The sequence below is a fragment of the Thermogemmatispora sp. genome (assembly GCF_042408735.1).
Classification (GTDB): domain Bacteria; phylum Chloroflexota; class Ktedonobacteria; order Ktedonobacterales; family Ktedonobacteraceae; genus Thermogemmatispora.
In genome coordinates, this window is record NZ_JBHOQV010000126.1 from 148,311 (window position 1) to 165,419 (window position 17,109).

At 61.6% G+C, this 17,109-nt stretch carries 15 protein-coding genes; 6 read left to right on the plus strand and 9 right to left on the minus strand.

Going from position 1 to position 17,109, the window contains the following annotated elements; translation table 11 throughout:
* The first annotated feature begins 111 nt into the window (after positions 1-111).
* The 4 genes from ACFMO7_RS12100 (at position 112) to ACFMO7_RS12115 (ending at position 5,192) form a co-directional block, all read left to right on the plus strand.
* On the plus strand, positions 112-2,061 hold the full coding sequence (locus ACFMO7_RS12100) for a hydantoinase B/oxoprolinase family protein (RefSeq protein ID WP_376795734.1): 1,950 nt from the start codon (positions 112-114) through the stop codon (positions 2,059-2,061).
* A 271-nt stretch (positions 2,062-2,332) separates the two neighbouring features.
* Positions 2,333-2,947, plus strand: a complete 615-nt coding sequence (locus tag ACFMO7_RS12105) for a TetR/AcrR family transcriptional regulator (protein ID WP_376795735.1) — start codon at positions 2,333-2,335, stop codon at positions 2,945-2,947.
* Between the two features lie 218 nt (positions 2,948-3,165).
* Positions 3,166-3,918: an SDR family NAD(P)-dependent oxidoreductase gene (locus tag ACFMO7_RS12110; protein ID WP_376795736.1), complete on the plus strand. Its 753-nt coding sequence runs from the start codon at positions 3,166-3,168 to the stop codon at positions 3,916-3,918.
* A gap of 356 nt (positions 3,919-4,274) precedes the next feature.
* Positions 4,275-5,192, plus strand: coding sequence for a class I SAM-dependent methyltransferase (locus tag ACFMO7_RS12115; RefSeq protein ID WP_376795737.1), 918 nt, complete (start codon positions 4,275-4,277; stop codon positions 5,190-5,192).
* A 69-nt stretch (positions 5,193-5,261) separates the two neighbouring features.
* Here the strand turns inward: ACFMO7_RS12115 and ACFMO7_RS12120 are convergent, their stop codons facing one another.
* Positions 5,262-5,588 carry a hypothetical protein gene (locus tag ACFMO7_RS12120; protein WP_376795738.1) on the minus strand — a complete coding sequence of 109 codons (327 nt, stop codon included), beginning with the start codon at positions 5,586-5,588 and terminating at the stop codon, positions 5,262-5,264.
* A gap of 315 nt (positions 5,589-5,903) precedes the next feature.
* On the opposite strand from ACFMO7_RS12120, the gene msrA reads away from it, so the two are divergent.
* Positions 5,904-6,467, plus strand: a complete 564-nt coding sequence (gene msrA, locus ACFMO7_RS12125) for a peptide-methionine (S)-S-oxide reductase MsrA (protein ID WP_376795739.1) — start codon at positions 5,904-5,906, stop codon at positions 6,465-6,467.
* 194 nt (positions 6,468-6,661) lie between these two features.
* Here the strand turns inward: msrA and ACFMO7_RS12130 are convergent, their stop codons facing one another.
* The 6 genes from ACFMO7_RS12130 to ACFMO7_RS12155 all read right to left on the minus strand — a co-directional run bounded on the left by ACFMO7_RS12130 (position 6,662) and on the right by ACFMO7_RS12155 (position 13,600).
* A complete protein-coding gene (locus ACFMO7_RS12130) occupies positions 6,662-7,639 on the minus strand; it encodes a S1C family serine protease (protein ID WP_376795740.1) in 978 nt (325 codons plus the stop codon).
* A 320-nt stretch (positions 7,640-7,959) separates the two neighbouring features.
* Positions 7,960-8,949, minus strand: coding sequence for an LLM class flavin-dependent oxidoreductase (locus tag ACFMO7_RS12135; protein ID WP_376795741.1), 990 nt, complete (start codon positions 8,947-8,949; stop codon positions 7,960-7,962).
* Positions 8,950-9,099: 150 nt separating this feature from the next.
* A complete protein-coding gene (locus ACFMO7_RS12140) occupies positions 9,100-9,891 on the minus strand; it encodes an ATP-binding cassette domain-containing protein (protein ID WP_376795742.1) in 792 nt (263 codons plus the stop codon).
* Entirely contained in the window at positions 9,888-10,916 is a 1,029-nt protein-coding gene (locus tag ACFMO7_RS12145) for an ABC transporter permease (RefSeq protein ID WP_376795743.1), read from the minus strand. The genes ACFMO7_RS12140 and ACFMO7_RS12145 overlap by 4 nt, the downstream gene beginning before the upstream one ends.
* 464 nt (positions 10,917-11,380) lie before the next feature.
* Positions 11,381-12,475: a sugar ABC transporter substrate-binding protein gene (locus ACFMO7_RS12150; protein ID WP_376795744.1), complete on the minus strand. Its 1,095-nt coding sequence runs from the start codon at positions 12,473-12,475 to the stop codon at positions 11,381-11,383.
* A gap of 321 nt (positions 12,476-12,796) precedes the next feature.
* On the minus strand, positions 12,797-13,600 hold the full coding sequence (locus tag ACFMO7_RS12155; protein WP_376795745.1) for a FadR/GntR family transcriptional regulator: 804 nt from the start codon (positions 13,598-13,600) through the stop codon (positions 12,797-12,799).
* A gap of 152 nt (positions 13,601-13,752) precedes the next feature.
* Between ACFMO7_RS12155 and dgoD the strand changes: the two genes are divergently transcribed.
* Complete coding sequence (dgoD, locus tag ACFMO7_RS12160; RefSeq protein WP_376795785.1) at positions 13,753-14,967, plus strand: galactonate dehydratase; 1,215 nt, start codon at positions 13,753-13,755, stop codon at positions 14,965-14,967.
* A gap of 58 nt (positions 14,968-15,025) precedes the next feature.
* Here dgoD and ACFMO7_RS12165 read toward each other — a convergent pair whose 3' ends face one another.
* A complete protein-coding gene (locus ACFMO7_RS12165; protein ID WP_376795746.1) occupies positions 15,026-15,763 on the minus strand; it encodes a ZIP family metal transporter in 738 nt (245 codons plus the stop codon).
* Positions 15,764-16,216: 453 nt separating this feature from the next.
* Positions 16,217-16,639, minus strand: a complete 423-nt coding sequence (locus ACFMO7_RS12170; protein WP_376795747.1) for a response regulator — start codon at positions 16,637-16,639, stop codon at positions 16,217-16,219.
* Positions 16,640-17,109 lie beyond the last annotated feature (470 nt).

Genomic DNA, 17,109 nt, shown 5'->3' on the forward strand with positions numbered 1-17,109 from the left:
AATGGTGATACCTCACCCCATCCATCCCTTCATCTATCACCGGTTCCTGCCCTCCCCAGCCTTGTTCGCAGTCCGCATACAGGATCTAGAGTATCCGAGGAGGTCCCGACTATGGTGCGCGTTGAGCCATCGGTGCTCATTAAGGATCTGGACGAGGATGCTTTCCGCGCCCGCTACCAGTGCGATCGCTTTACGGCTACGGTACTCTCCAGTCGCCTGCGCTATATTGTACAGCACATGTGCACTGGATTGTTGACTAATGCATTCTCAGTAATCCTCCGTGACTGGTATGATTTTGCCAGTACCATCGCTGGCCCTCCCGAGTTGGACTATCCGACGCCAGCGGTCAGCAATAGCCTGGTGCTCTTCTTGGGGACGATGACCGACGCAGTGCGCAACGCCGTGGAGGAATTCGGACCCCAGAACTTGCAGCCAGGCGACGTGCTGATGTGCAATGACCCCTATCGCATCGGTACCCATGTGAATGATGTTTGCTTCATTCGCCCAGTCTTCTTTGAGGAACGCCTGGTCGGCTTTGTCAACTTGCAAGCCCATATGCTTGACATGGGCGGCGTGGTGCCGGCTGGCTTCAGCGGCACAAAGCGCAATGTCTACGAGAATGGCCTGGTCATCGGGCCACAGCTGCTCTATCACAGCGATCGCCCAGTCAAGTCGGCCTGGAGCTTGATTTTCGATAACGCGCGCTTCGGCAACCTGATGCTGCCAGATATTAAGACGATCTACCAGAATCTACGCCTGGGCGAGAACCTGTTGCTGGAGACAATCCAGCGCTACGGCGTTGAGAGCTATCTGGGAGCGATCCGCTACGCCTGCGATCTGTCAGCGGAGACCATGCGCCAGGCCCTGGCGCGCCTGCCGGATGGTGAGTTTGAGGGTGAGGATTTCATCGACTGCGATGGCGTCGATGACAGCGAGGAGTACCACGTGAAGGTGAAGGTGCGTATCCGGGGCGACCGCGCGGAGGTTGACTTGAGCGGCAGCTCACGGCAGGCCCGTACCAGCATTAATGGCGGCTGGCTGGATGCCAAGACGGCGGTAGCGGTGGCCCTCAAGTATCTGCTGGACCCGCGTAGTCCTTTTACCTCGGGTACGTTGCGCAATGTGGATGTTGTTTTGCCAGAAGGCACCTTCTTTAGCGCTATGCCTCCCGATGGGGCAATCTTCCTCTACTGGGAAAGCACTCAGCCTCTACTTCTGGCCATCTTCCGCGCGCTGAAAGAGGCCCTGGGCCCAAACGCCGTTGGCGGCGACTACTGCTCGCTCAATATTCATAATGCCAATGGCGTGCGCAACGGCATCCCCTGGGTAACGATGGCTCAATGCGGTGGCGAACACGGCCCCTGGGGTGCAACCAAGGATGGCGATGCCGATAGCTATATGGTTTTCTACCTGGCTAATAACCTCGACCCGGCCACCGAGGCTATCGAATCTGATTTCCCTTGTGTGGTACTGCGCAAGGAGTACACAACCGATACTGCCGGCGCCGGCCAGCACCGCGGCGGTGCAGCGGTGGTGAAAGATACCCTCTGGCTGACTGAGGCTGAGCATTATTCGATGCCTCTGCATACGAAGGCCCCCAGCGGCTTCGGCGTCTATGGCGGCAGAGATGGAGCCGTGGGAGCAGTCTGGGTCTGGGAGCCAGAGGCGTATGAACAGGTCCAGCAGGCCGGCCTGGTCGGCTTCGATGAGGCAGTCTATCGTCAGGCAACCCCCGTTGCAGGAGTGCTCAATCCGGAGACTCACGCTCTCGATCGCCAGGGTCGCTACTTCCACTTTGCACGCGTGCCAATCTGGCGCACACGCCCACGGACGATGTTCCGCTATCTGACCAACGGCGGTGGGGGATGGGGCAATCCTTTGGAGCGCCCCCCCGAGCGGGTCCTGCGGGATGTGCGCGATGAGTATATTAGCATCGAGGCGGCACGAGAGCTATATGGCGTGGTAATCCGGGGCGATCCTTATCACGATCCCGAGGGTCTTCAGATTGACTATGAGGCAACGCAGGCTCTGCGTAGCGCAGCCGCCGGCCAGAACCATTGACAAGCGTTCTATAATCTGTACTGCATGTGAAAGGTGGGACATATGGGCCAGCACTTCCCGATCTGCAGGAGAATACAAGGCCGTCGACCTGCGGTTCCGGCTCCCATCCCGGTTTCGGTTCCTCCTTATCCCCCATAAACCCAGGCCGCCTTTGCTTGCTGCTAGGCAGAAAATCAACTCGAGGCAGGCTAATGGTAACTGACAAGCTTTCGTCAAGGGAGCAGAGGCCGGCCCCTCGCCTCCAGCTCCGCGCTCAGAGAGGAGGGTCCCAGTGGCGCGTAAGCGCGATATCATCGAGGTAGCCGCTCAGTTGTTCGCCCGACACGGCTACCACGGTACCAGTGTACGCGATCTCTCCGAGGCGCTGGGGTTGGGCAAGGCCAGCCTCTATCACCATATCGCTAGCAAGGATGAACTCCTGTTCTGGGTCCACGAGCAGTTCATCAATCCCTTGCTGGAGGAGACAGAGCGGCGCCTGAGCGCCGAGATGGACCCGCGCGATACTCTGCGCACGCTGAGTTGCATTCTGATGCGCGTTATCGCCGACTATCGGCCCTACGTGACTGTCTTCTTGAACGAGTGGCGAGCCCTCTCCCCCGAACGCGCGGCAGCGATTCGGGAGAAGCGCAAGCGCTTTGAAGGCTATATCCGCGCAGCTCTAGAGCGCGGGATCAAGCAGGGCCTGTTCCGGCCCCTGGATGTCTCAGTCACTTGTTTGGGCTTCTTGGGCATGCATAACTATGCCTACCAATGGCTGAATCCCGAGGGGCGCCTCTCCCCCGAGGAAATCGCTGCTATCTTCAGTTCGATCTTCTTGCGCGGTATCGCCCAGGAAGATGATCAGAGACAGAAGGAGGCCCAGGCAACTCCAGCCGGTTCATCGTAGCATAAGCCGACTGACTGGCGTCGGCCTGCCGGCCAGCGGGCGCGGCAAGAAGCCTTGACAGATCAGGGCAGACTAGCGAGACAGCCGCAGGCTCTGCGATTGAGTTTAGCCCTGGCTGCAACTCGCTCGTCCGTCCAGGCAGCCCGCGGCCCAGACGGGCGATGCCGACTGTGCGTTGATGCCAAGTGTGAAGCAATGCAGCGAAAGGCGGTTTCGTTATGGCAGTAGCTCCTGTCAGCGATCGGATCGACCTGAGTGGTCAGGTGGCGGTGGTAACCGGTGCGGCCCGGGGTATCGGCCAGGCCACCGCCCGGGTGCTGGCCCGAGAGGGGGCCAGCGTGGCGGCCCTCGATCTGCTTCCGTGCACAGAGACAGTGCAGACCGTGGAGGCGCTGGGTCAGCAGGCCATCGGCCTCTCCTGCGATGTCTCTGATGCTCAGCAGGTGCGCCAGGCTATCGATGAGGTCGTTGCCCGCCTCGGTCCTCCCCATATCCTGGTGACCTGCGCCGGCGTGGTCTCTCGTACGGATCTGGAGGCTATGACCGTAGAGGAATGGGACCGAGTTCTGGCTATCGATCTTCGAGGCACGTTCCTCTGCGTGCAGGCCGTCTACCCCCATATGAAGGCCCGCGGCTATGGGAAAATAGTGTGCGTAGGCTCGGTGGCCGGCAAGGTGGGAGGCGTGATCTCCGGGCCCCATTATGTGGCCGCTAAGGGCGGTGTCCACTCCTTTATTAAGTGGGTGGCTAAGGCCGGCGCTCCTTACGCGGTCTATGTGAATGCCGTGGCTCCCGGACCGGTCTGGACCGATATGACGATCGGGCATCCTTATCGCGATGAGATGTCTCCTTTGGGTCGCCTGGGTGACCCGCGCGATATTGCTGAGGCCATCCTTTTCCTGGCTTCCCCAGCCTCGAATTGGATCACCGGCCTGGTGCTGGATGTCAACGGCGGCATGCTCATGGATTAGCAGCGCCCTTCCACTCTCAGCGCTAACTTCGCCCGGTCTTCTCTCTCCTTTCGCTCCCAACGAGCGCAGCGGTACGCCAGCCTCTCCCTCACCACTGCGCTCGTTTTCTCTTTCTTTGCTTTGAATAACAAATAATCACTTCCCTCTCCATTACGCGCAGCTTGCTTCTCTAGTTGATCAGCCTGGCACGGGGCCGGCTCTCGTGCTATTCTATCTAATAGGGCATAGCCAGAACAGCAAGCAGGAGAGGCAACTGCTTCGCAAGAGTCGGACCGGCCTCCCTGGCTGCCCGCCTGTCCGGGCTGAAAGAGCTGCCTCTTCTCGCTGTGTCAGACAATAAGAGGGATAGGCCGACAATGAGCGCTTCAACGGAGCACTTTGGAGAACATAAGCCCGCCGGGCGACCTTCTTCATCCTCAGACCGCCACACCTACGTGATCGATCCCGAGAATCCGGCGGAGATGGCACGCCTGATGATGCAGGAGCGCATCATTACCGAGGGAATGGGCGGCCTGTTCCCCGAGGGACAGACGCTTCCTCCTGCAGCCAGGGTGCTCGATCTGGCCTGCGGCCCAGGCGGTTGGGTCCTGGACCTGGCCCGCACCTACCCCGATGCCGAGGTGGTAGGCGTCGACATCAGCCAGGCGGTCGTCGAGTACGCCTCGGTTCAGGCACGGACCCGTCGCCTGGCTAACGTCACCTTCCAGGTGATGGATGTGATGAAGCCGCTGGCTTTCCCCGAGGCATCCTTCGACCTGGTCAATGGCCGCCTGCTCGCTGGCTTTATGCTGCCAGGGGCCTGGCCCTCCCTGGTCGCCGAAGGGTACCGCCTGCTGAAGCCGGGAGGGGTACTACGCCTGACCGAGGGCGAGCTATCGCTGACGACCAGTCCGACGCTCAGTGCACTCCACGAGCTGGGTACTCGGGCCTTGAAGCTGGTCGGACAGAGCTTTTCGCCGGATGGGCGTCATGTCGGCATCACCCCAGTGCTGCCGCGCTTGTTGCGCCAAGCTGGCTTCCAGCATGTACGCCTCCACGCCAGCGCCATCGAGTGGTCGATCGATACTCCCGCTTACTACAGCCTCTTTAAGGATTGCCTGATGGGCCTGGAGCTGATCCGCCCTTTCCTGCTCCGTACCGGCCTGATCGAACAGGATCAACTAGAGCAGCAGATACAGCAAGCCCTGGCGGAGATGCAACAAGATGACTTTTGCGCCGTCTGGACCCTGGTGACCGTCTGGGGCCACAAGCCAGCAGCTTCTTCCCCAGCCTGAGAAAAGGCTCAGGCCATGCCCCTCCCGCTTTCCTGGCCTGGCCCCTCTCCTTTTTCTCAAAGGCCAGGGCTAGGACCCCAGACTCAGGAGGAGCAGAAGGATGCTCAGGAAAAAGCCCCCGAGCAGAAGGAAGGCAATGAAGCGGGCCTGACGGCTGGTCTCGTCAGGCGCCACGTTGACGGCCAGTAGCAGGCTCTCATCGTGAACGGTCGGCTGGATCGGCTCCAGCGTCGAGATCGACCTATCGACATCCGTCCTCGCGGTCCAGCGTCCGTGCCACTGGCCGAGAGAGGTGAGGCGTGGCTGGCCCAGGCCACAGCGCAGGTAGAGGTGGCAGAGAACCACGAGGCCGCCGAGCAGAAGGATGCAGATGGCAAAGATGAACAGTGGCAGCATGATCTCTCACTCCTTCGTTCTTCGGTCGTGTGCAGGCTCTTTTATCACCCCAGGTACATTGTTGACCACCTACACTCTATAAGGACGCTTTGCTCTGGCTTCCATGAAAAGATGTGCCAGGTAGGCACATCTCTCTTCACGAGAAGAGGGGCTATCGAGGAGACAGGCGGCTCCGCCCCTCAGCGGAGAGCTACGACGGGGAAACAGGCGGACAGCAGTGGCCAGAGGATTCGCCACAGCAGAGATTGTGGCCCCCCTGGCCGCTGTGATAGAGTACAGGGACAGGCAGAGAATCTGCATGAGACGAGGTGCTTTATGAGCGACCATGATCAGTTGGAGCTGGCTACCCTGGCTGGGGGCTGCTTTTGGTGCACCGAGGCAGTCTTTAAGCGCGTCAAGGGAGTAGTGAGCGTCACGCCGGGCTACGCCGCCTCGCAGGTACCGAACCCGAGCTACGAAGCAGTCTGCTCGGGTAAAACTGGCGCCGCCGAGGCCGTTCAGATCCGCTACGACCCGCGCGTCATCTCCTTTGAGCAGCTACTGGAAATCTTTTGGCACACCCACGATCCTACGACGCTCAACCGCCAGGGGAACGACGTCGGTACGCAGTACCGCTCGGCCATCTTCTACCATAACGACGAGCAGCATCGCCTCGCCCTGGCCTCAAAGGCGGCCCTGGAGCAGGCAGGGACCTACCGCGATCCGATCGTCACCGAGATTGTCCCGTTTAGCAACTTCTACCCAGCCGAAGACTACCACCGCGACTACTACGATCGCCACCCCTATCAACCCTATTGCATGATCGTAATTGCTCCCAAGGTGCAAAAGCTTTTGAAAGAATATTCCCCGGTAATCAAGGAAGATCAGGCGCGGACCTAGCAGCAGGTCAGAGGGACACCAGGTGAAGAGACAGAGGGAGGAAGTGGCAACTCGGGAGCAGGATCGACCGGCGTCAGCGTCGGGGGTGGGCGGACCAGGACCTGCTTCCGGATCAAGCCCCGGTCCGCCCGCAGCGCGCGAGCGGACCGAGTGGCAACCATCAACTATGGAGCAAGACAACGGGTTCGCCGCTCTCAGAGGACGGCCGTTACCCGGCGCAGCTTGCCATCGCGCAGAAAATTGACGATGAGGCGATCGCCGGGGAGATGGCGACGCACGATGCGCTGCAGGTCGCGTGGCTCAGTGACTGGCTCGCCATCGGCGGCCACAATGATGTCGAGGCGACGCAGGCCAGCCCGTTCGGCGGCGCTATCGCGGTGAACCTCGAGTAGCTGCATACCACTGACCTGGGTGAGCTGAGCAGCGCGCCGTAGGGCCGCATCCAGCAGCACGCGCATTCCTCCGACTCCCAAGGCCACGCTGCCCGTCCGCGCCGTGCTGCCGCGTGTGATGCGCGCAATGGCTGACTGGAGCGTCTCCAGAGGAATTGAAAAGCCCAGCCCCTGAGCGAGAGCCATCATGGCCGTCGTCATGCCGACGACCCGCCCCGAACTGTCAACCAGGGGGCCGCCCGAGTTGCCTGGATTAATGGGAGTATCGGTCTGGATGAGATTGGTAAGGCGACGCCCACCACGCCCTTCCAGAGTACGTCCGAGGGCACTGACCACCCCAGCGGTCACGGTCCAGTTCAGCCCGTAGGGGTTGCCCACGGCAATCACCAACTGGCCTACCCGCAGCTTCCCTCGCCCGAACTCGGCGACCGGGAGACGGTCCGCCCCGATGCGCAAGAGGGCCACATCGGCCTCGGGGTCAGCGCCAACCAGCCCAGCATCAAACGAGCGTCCGTCGGCCAGCGTCACGCGGATGCGCCGCGCCCCTTCGACAACATGGGCATTGGTTAGAACCTGCCCATCGGAGGCAAAGAGAAAACCGGAACCCAGGCCGGTGGCATCAAAACCGGGACCGCCATAGGGGGGAACGTATGGCCAGCGCAGCCCGCCGCGCTCAACGTCAATGCGCACTACCGCCGGCCCCACCCGCTCCGCCGCAGTGGTTACCGCGCGCGAATAGGCGTCTAGAGCCTGTGCATCGCGTTCTTCTGTTTCCATCATAGCTGCAATCGCGCTTTCTGCTGTGGAACCCCATTTTTCGCCGAGCGTGCGAGGCCGCGAATCAATGAGATTGCTTTCTATTGTATCACATACGCCCTTCAAGGGGGAGAACAGGGTCCCGCCTAAGCCAGCCCGCGGCCACAGGACGCGAGAGCAAAGGCAGGGAGGGAGGGAGACAGACAGACAGGCAAACAGCCAATCAGAGAGGAGGGAGGCGGGAGGCAGGCCGGCTGTTTCAAGGGGCAGCCTCTTGCCGGACCTGCAGCCCGCCCAGTCCCAGCCTGAATGTCTGACACTGACCTGGCCTTTGCCCTCACTGGCTAGAGATTGCCCAGCAGTGCCATCAGCTGCTCTAGCTCGCGCTGACCATCGGCCAGGGGCACGTGGGTCACGACCAACTCATCGAAGCCCTGGGCCAGCAGCTCGCGCAGACGGGCGGCCACGCCGGACTCATCGCCCCAGACGACGAGGTTTTTGATCAGTTCCTCGGGCAGGAGACCGTCGGCCCCCACAGGGAAACCGGCGTCGGCGAACATGTTGCGATAGAACGGTACACGCGCATAGACACCGAGATGGCCGCGCGCTGCCTCCAGCACCGCCGCCCAGTCTGTCCCCAGGGCGACGGGCACATGAGCCAGCAGGGGCGGCCGCGAGCGCCCTCGCGCGGCGGCCCCCTCAGCCAGGGCCGGCCTGGCCTTCTCCAGCAGATAGGGATGGGGGCACATCCAGGAAATGGCGCCGTCCGCCAACTCGCCTGCCAACTGGAAAGCGCGACTGCGCAGGGCAGAGATGAGAATGGGCAGAGGCGAGGGTTGGGGGAAAGAGGCCCGCGCCGTGTAGAAGCGGCCCTGGAAATCAACGCTCCCCTCCCACAGCGCGGCACGCAGAATGGTCACATACTCGCGCAGGTGCTCCAGCGGCTCAACCATCGAGAAGCCATAGACTCCCTCGACAGCGTGACGATGGCTGGTCCCGATGCCAAGACGCAGACGCCCCGGAGCCAACGCCTCCAATGTGCGCGCCTGCTGGGCCATCACCAGCGGATGACGCGGATAGGTCGGCACAATGGCCGTGCCCAGGCGAATGCTCTGGGTCTGCACCAGCGCCGCGGCAAAGAACGTCAGTGTATCCGGCGAGGTCGGCAACTGGGTCATCCAGCATTGGCGCACGCCGGCTTCCTCGGCGCGGCGCAGCGTCGCCAGCAACTGGGCAACCTGACCGGTCCCAAAGAAGGCCAGTCCTACACGCTCGCGGGCCGGCTTCTCAGCGGCTCCGCTCTCTTGCGGAGAAACGGTGCTCTGTTGCTGCATAAGCAAGCTACCCTTCTTCTCCAGGCTGGCAGCGGTCTTATCGCTACCAGATGTTGTGTATCAGGGGAGTGACCTTCAAGAAGCCCTCCCGGGCTGCAACATAGCACCTGCCAGGCGGCCCTGTCAAGCAAAGCGCACCGGCGCAGGCAGCTAGCGACCCGCCGCCGGCTGCCTGCGCTGGTTGACCCCGCTCCGATACTCGCGCATCACCAGCTCCGTCAGCTCGTCAACCGAGGTCTGGGCTGCCGGCTTATCGAGGGCAATGCGCCCATGCTGCAACAAATTGACGCGATCGCAGATCTCCAGTACCTGGGCATAGTTATGGGCGATCATGATGATCGAGACCTGGCCCTCTTGCTTGAGCGTGCGAATCAGATTCAAAATCAGGCTGCCCTCCTTGGCCCCCATCGCCGCCAGCGGCTCATCCAACAGCAAGATCCGGGCCTGCGAGTAGACCGCGCGCGCAATGGCGATCGACTGGCGCTGGCCACCGGAGAGCTGGGCCACCTCCGTATCGACCGAAGGGATATTGACCCCCATGCGCTCCAGATACTCGCGCGCCTGGCGGCGCATACGCTGATTATTGAGCAGCGGGAAAGGATTCAATAGCGCCTCGCGCTTCAGAAACATATTATGGTAGACGCTCAGCTCATTGATGAGAGCGAGATCTTGATAGACGGTCTCGATCCCCAGCGAGCGCGCGTGAGAGACCGAGCGCAGGCGCACCTCCCTCCCATCGATAAAGATGCGCCCCTCGTCGGGCTGCAAGAAGCCGGTCAGGATCTTGATCAAGGTCGATTTACCGGCGCCATTGTCGCCGACCAGGCCCAGGACCTCGCCCTGGCGCAGATAGAGACTGACGCCATTGAGGGCTGTCACCGCCCCAAAGCGCTTAACCAGGCCCTCCGTGCGGATCACCTCTGTCGTCGTGGATGTACTCATTCGCGCCCTGCCTCTCGCCATAGTCGCAGGCGAACGTTCAAAATCATGGCTACCAGAATGGCTGCCCCCAGAATGATATCGAAAGTAAAGGCACTCACTCCCAACAAGGTGAAACCATCGCGCAGAATGGAGAGCACCAGTGTTCCCAGGAAGGCCCCAATGATCGTTCCCAGACCACCTGTCAGGGCCGTCCCCCCAATGACGGCCCCGGCCACGGCCATGAACATAATGTCGGTGCCGCCAGCCAGAGGATCGATCGAGGTGATCCGAAAGGCTTCCAGGGTGCCAGCGAAGCCGCCGAGGACGCTACAGAGCATGAAATTTCCAATTTTGATGCGGGCCACATTCACCCCTACCTCGCTGGCTCCCAGCAAGTTTCCACCGGTCGCTACGGTGTGTAGTCCCCAGCGGGTCCAGGAGAGCACAATCTGCATCACGATCGCGATGGCAATGGCCCAGATAATCTCGGAGTAGGAAGCGTGCCCCAGCACTTCATTGACCAGCCCTTCCGAGGGCGTCAGGACCGGGAAGCCCTGCGAGATGGTCAGCGTCAGGCCATTGATCAGAAAGAGGGTGCCCAGGGTGGTGATGAACGAGGGCACCTTCAGGACAACGGTGATCAGGCCATTGAAGAGTCCCACAAGCGCACAGACAATCAGTCCCAGGATCAGCCCCACGAGCAGCGGTAACCCCGCCTGGTTGGCGAAGTACATAATGAAGGGGGCCAGAGCATAGACCTGACCTACCGACAGGTCGATCTCGCCACAGATCAGGAGCATGACCTCGCCGGCGGAAATGATGGCGGTCGCGGCCACAAACTGGGAGAGAGTCCTGATGTTCTGCGCCGAGAGAAAGGCCTGATTGGAGAACTGGAAGTAGATCACCAGGGCGACGGCCACGACCACAATGCTGGCTTCACGCTGCCGCAGGAAGAGACGGGCCACCCGCAGCCAGGGATTGGGCCGCTCCGGCGTCGGTTCCGGCTCCGCCTTCACTGGCGGAGCAGAAAGAACGTTCTCGGCCATTGCGATGCTCCTTCTTGGTGTGTGCTGCCTACCTTCCGATGGCCTCCTGCCTGTCTGCCCCACCGCATCGCGCTCCCCCCCCCGATCTTCTCCACCCGCCGCTATGCTCCTCACTGGCCACCCGGTCCTCCGCCTCTTCCACCCAGGGAGCGGACAGTAATAGTATGTTCCATAGGAAACGAATCTGTAAGTCCCCACCGCTTTCCTGCTCCTCTTCTCCAGAAAGAGGCTCTGGCCCGTCAGACTGGCCTTCACCCCCACAGCCAGATCAGAGGAGCCTCCAGCGCGCCAGACTTACAGATTCCGCTTTTCTTTCGTTCACTGAGCTGCGACCCTGGCGGACTGGCAGGTCTGATGGTCTGATGGTCATCCAGACCCGCCAGTCCGCTCACTAGCCCTGGTATTGTCCGCTTCTCGGGCAGATCTTTGCCCCTATTGGCCTTTGCCCCCCACGCACCTGGCTGTCAGGAGCGCGGCACCAGTTGCTCCTTAGAGGAGCTGCCTTCGAAGCGCGTCTGCGTGCGCAGATAGGGGCCAACGTTCTCCTTGGTGACGAAGAGCAGACCTGTGTCGGTGTCGGAAGGCACCATCAGGCCGCCCGAGAGCAGATAGAGAAAGAGCTGAATAACCGGGTAGAAGCCCTGCAGATAGGGCTGCTGATCGATTGTGAAGTCAAGGTTGCCAGCCTGGATCTCCTGGAGAGTTTTGGTCAGCAGATCGTAGCCGCCGCCATGCACTCCCTTAGCCGCCAGGTTGTACTTCTCCATTACCTGGGCCACGCCCTGGGTGCTGCCGGCATCAACGGCAAACATGCCTTTGAGATTGGGATGGCCCAGATAGTAGGCTTCGATCCGCGACAGCTCCTCTTCAACCTGGGCCCCGGTCGCCACCTCCACGAAGTTGATCGGCGCTTTGGAGTCCAGGATGGCCTGCTTGGCTCCGTCGATACGCGGCTGAATGTTGAGCGAGCCAGGCGTGGCGATAAAGCCTACCACGTCGCCGCTGCCAACCAGGGAGACGATGCGCTGCCCCATGCGGTACCCCGACTGGTAGAGGTCCTGACCGATATAGGCCAGGCGCCTGTTCTTGCTGCCAGCAGGCGCATCGGCGTTATAGGCCACGACAGGAATGCCGGCGTCAAGAGCGCGGTTGACCGGGTCGTCGAAGGCCGTAGGGTCGATGATCGAGACGGCGATGCCGTCGGCTTTGGCGGCGATGGCGGCGTTGAAGGCGTCTACCATCTCCTTCACAATGCTGTTGGCTGAGCCGGTCCACTGATAGGTGCAGCCAACGAGGGCACAGGCATCCTGGATGCCGTACTGGGTGGGAACGAAGAAGGGGTTGGTGGTGACGTGATTGATGAAGACGAAGTTCCATTTGGGATGGCTGGGGAAGTTGCCCGCCACTCCCGTGGGCGAACTGCTGGTGGGCTGACCACCACAGGCCGCCAGCGCCGACGCCAGTGTGGCCCCGGCCCCTCCCGCCAGCGCGGTCTGCAGTAGACGCCGTCGTCTGAGAGGAAGACGCTCGAAATAGGCTGAGAAGCTTGATCCTTCCACGGCTGGACCTCCAGTTCCTTCTAGCTAGTCGCCTGACAGACAGAGCGATTGCCTGGGAAGGCTCACTCCGAGCGAGCGACGAAACTCAGCAAGAAGAGCTTCCTCCTTGCTGCCGCTTGCTTGTTTTCCTCGCCTCAGTCGCTGTGCTACCTTGCCTGCCTGCGTGCGGTCTGTCTCCCTCCCGCTTCCTTCCAACCTCGCTCGGCGCTCCTACTCTCCACCTTCATCCATATTCATCGATCTCTCGAATGGGCAGCGATGGCGGGACGACCACGGCTGCTGGGCAGCGTCGAGTCGCCGGCCACTCACTCACTCGCTCGCTCACTCACCTCCTTCTCCTGTCACTGCGGGCGCCTCGCTCTGGCTGTCATAGGGGCAGGCGCTCAGGGAGCGACCTGAGCCAGAGAGCGCGTAGCCCAAAGCCCGGTGAACATCCTCGGTGGTCAAGACAATGAGGTCGCGCATGGCTTCCTCAGCGGTCAGGCCCTGGCGCAGGCGAATCGCCTCTGCGACCCGCCGGTGGAGCGGCATCGTGCGCTGATTGGCCCCCGGCAGGCGCGCCGTCACCAGGCGGCTGGCGCGCAGTGGAGCGGCCAGCGTGGCCACGATGCGCTCTAGCAGCTCGTTGTGGGCTGCGGCGCAGATAGCACTGTGAAAGGCCAGGTCAGCTTCGATGTACGGCTCGGCCTCCTCGACCAGCTCCTCCAGCCGGCCACAGGCCTCCTCAATGGTCTCTATCTCTTCGGCAGTGGCGCGCGAGGCCGCCAGCCTCGCCGTCATCGGCTCAAACATGAGGCGTACTTCACAGACCGCCTCCAGAAAGGCTGGATCAGGTCCGACCTCGTACTGCCAGGTCAGCACCTCAGGATCAAGCAGGTTCCAGTCCGCCCGGGGACGCACACGCGTTCCCGTCCGTGGGCGCGCCTCGATCAGTCCCTTCTCAGCCAGCACTTTGAGTGCTTCGCGTAAGACCGGACGGCTGACATTGAATTGTTGGCTTAGCTCTGGTTCGCTCAAGAGGGCATCGCCCGGCTGAAAGTCCTTGCGCATGATGCTTAGCCCTATCTCCCGCACGACCTGCGCAGACAGATTCTGCCGCCTGAGCGAACGGAAGGTTCTTGCCATCTGCCTCCAGAATTGTCATACAATTTAACGGTATGATAATATAAGATGCGGTCTCTGTCAAGCTGGGGGCAGGGCAAGGTGAGTTCGCCTGGGGCGATTGACCGCAGATCAGATCGTTGACACTTTCTCTGGAGGAGCTAGCGGGTACCACCATGAAAATCGTCGATGTCAAAACTCATGTGATGGGGACAGCCTGGCGCAATCTGACCTTCGTGCGCGTGATTACCGACGAGGGACTGGAAGGGGTCGGTGAGGTCCGCATGCTCAATCATACTGATGCCCTCTTGGGCTATCTGGCGGAGGCTGTGCCCAACCATGTGCTCGGCCACGATCCGGGCCACATCGAGGACCTGGTGCAGCGCATGTACCGCAACGACTATGCCCGCGCCGGCGAGATCGCCATGTCGGCCATTGCGACCATCGAGATCGCCTGCTGGGATATCCTGGGCAAGGCCCTGGGACGCCCGGTCTATCAGTTGCTGGGCGGCCCGGTCCGCGATCGCATCAAAGCCTATGCCAATGGTTGGTATACGGTCGAGCGCACACCGGAGGAGTTCCATCGGGCAGCCCGGCGCGTGATTGAGCGCGGCTATCGCGCTTTGAAGCTCGATCCTTTCGGCTCGGGCTTCTACGAGCTGGAGCCGGCAGAGAAGCGCAAGGCGGTCGCTCTGGTAGAGGCGGTGCGCGCTGCCGTTGGTCCAGATGTGGAGCTGCTGATCGAGATGCATGGGCGCTTTAATCCTGCTACGGCGGTGGAGATGGCGCGCGAGCTGGCCCCTTTCAAGCCGTCGTGGATAGAGGAGCCGGTCCCGCCAGAAAATCTGGCGGCTCTTAAGAAGGTGGCCGAGCAGGTGACTATTCCGGTCGCTACTGGCGAACGCCTGCATACGCGCTACGATTTTCGCCAGCTTTTTGAGCTGCAGGCCGCCGATATTATTCAGCCCGATATTACTCACTGCGGCGGGCTGCTGGAGGTGCGCAAGCTGGCCGCCTGGGCGGAATGCTACTATCTGCTGGTCGCTCCCCACAATGTCGGCGGTCCGGTGTCAACGGCGGCCGCCCTCCATTTGGCCGCTGTGACTCCCAATTTTAAGATCCAGGAGCACTTCAACGATCTCAACGAGGAGTGGGTCAAGCAGGCTGCCCCAGGTAACCCCGAGGTGATCGACGGCTATTTCTCTCTTCCTCAAGGGCCAGGCCTGGGAGTGACGCTTGATGAGGCTTTCGTCGCTGCCCATCCGCGCCAGCGCATTTTCTTCAACCTTTTTGCGGAGAACTGGCACCTGCGCCAGGCGGTGCAGCCGCCAGCCCAGGCGACGGGTCCCGCTACCTCCTCTGACGAGCAGTCGCCGCCACCTTCGGCCTAGGCCAGGAGCCGGCTTGGGGAAGCTGTGGACCCGTGCCGCGACTTTGTTGGCCCTCGTCTTAGATGGGCTGCAGCAGGACGGTCATGAGGAGAGCCGCCCCCGCTCCGGCCAGGGTCCACAGCAAGGACCAGGGCGCGCCGGGCCGCTGGGCCGCAGGCAGAAGATGGCTGGCTCCCAAATAGAGCAGGAAGCCGCTGAAGAAGCCAAGATAGCGCGGCAGGAGCGCGGTCGGAAGGCTGATCCAGATGGTTGCCAGGGTCCCCAGCAGAGGTGTGCAGGCAAAGAAGAGCAGCCAGGCGAAGGCCTGCTGGCGGCTGCTGTGGTTGGCCAGCAAGAGGGCAACGGCGTTGAGTCCCTCCACAAGGTTGTGGAGAATGATGGCCCCGGCCAGGAGCAGCCCGGTGGCCGGGTTGACGACGAAGCCCAGGCTGATGGTCGCTCCCTCGAGCAGGCGATGGAGGGAGAAGAGCATGACGGAGACGACTCCGAGCAGGGGCCAGGGCGCGCTGGTGGCCGACGCCTGGCGCTGACTCTCCTGCCAGTGAAGGCTCAGTCTTTCGAGCAGATGGAAAGTAAAGAAGCCACCGGCCAGCGCGGCGAAGGCCGCAAAGCGCTCCTCTGGCAGGAGCGCCAGCACGCTAAAGAGGCGCGGCAGCCATTGGAAAGCCGCCAGGCCGACAAGGGCCCCAGCCGCAAAGGCCATGACCTGCTGGAGCTGCTCCCGCTGCCGCAGGGCGACGATTCCCCCTGCACAGGTGGAGCAGAAGGCAATGATAGAGAGTAAGAGCGTGCTCATCCCCAGGTCCTCACTCCTCAACCGGAAATAGCCAACTGAGAGATCCGCGCGTTGTGCGGCATTGCCTCCGACAGCACTGGCGGCAGGTCGCCAGGAGATGCTCCCTGGCTCTTTCTCTAACAGTGATATCATATCGCTCCTTTTCAAAGCAATGCATTTCCGATGATCTCGCTCCTAATATAAGCCGCTTGCTTGCCTGCTGACGAGAGAGAGCAAGGAGAGGTCGGGCCGGACCTGAAGAGACCAGGGTCAGGAATCCAGGGCCGAGATCTGCGAGTAGACGAGGAGGAGAGCAGGGGAGGCAAGAGGGGAAAGTCGGGACAAGCGTCAGGATCTGAGTGGGTACTTGCCTGCACCGGGCGCCGCAGCGCCCGCTTCCCTACCACCTCCCTACCGCTTCAGGCCAGAGGTCGCTCGCCGAGTTACATCGGCGACGAGAGACAGGCCGCCTTTTCAAACGGCGTTAGGGGCACTTAGAAGGGCATCGATGGCCGCTGTCAGGGTCTGGAGCTTAAAGGGCTTCTCGACGACCATTGCCCGAGGGGCAATGCTTCTGGCCTGTTCAATCTCACTGGCTGGCGCCGCAGTGCAGAGAATGAGAGGAAGGTTGCGCGTCTGAGGATGGGCCCGCAGCCGCCGAAGGACGTCTTCGCCGGGTATGTCGGGCATGTAGAGGTCGAGGATGAGTAGATCGATCGGCAGGGGGTCGGGCGTACGCTCCGCCATGTCTGGGGAGGCCGACCTCTCTGCCAGGAGAGCCTCCAGGCACTCACGTGGATGGCGATAATGCACCACGCGATGACCGGCAAAGTCTAGCAAGGTCGCGCAAAGCTTCGCGATGCGCGGATTATCTTCCAGCAGGCCAACCTGCGCCATATTGCTACCTTCTCGCTTACGAAAGCAGACCTGTTGCCTGTTCTTTCAGACAGAAAGGGTGACAGACAACGTCCTGCAAATCTGGTGATGGTTCTCCTTTGCTTAACACATCCCGTTCAAGATTGTAGTGTTCTTGATAGACGCATGTCAAGATAGTGTTGCGCCTGCGAAGGGTGCAAGCTATGTCTTGCGTCGCCTCGACGGGCCGCCGTCAATGCTGTACAATGCCTTCAGATAAGAAGGAGAAAGGCAGCCTGTGTGGCGAGGCCGCCGCTCTGCCGCTCTGATGCGCCGCTTCCAGATCGTCCATTCCATCGCACAGGCCAGCGATCTGCCTCCGGGGTCTGGACTTCCTCCTACCAGGCTGGTCGGGCGCGCTTCTGCCCGGCCCGCCAGGATCCGCTTCGCCGCGGCGCCATCGGGGCCAACTAGTACACAAGCCAAGCAAAGCAATCAGGACGCAAGGTCTG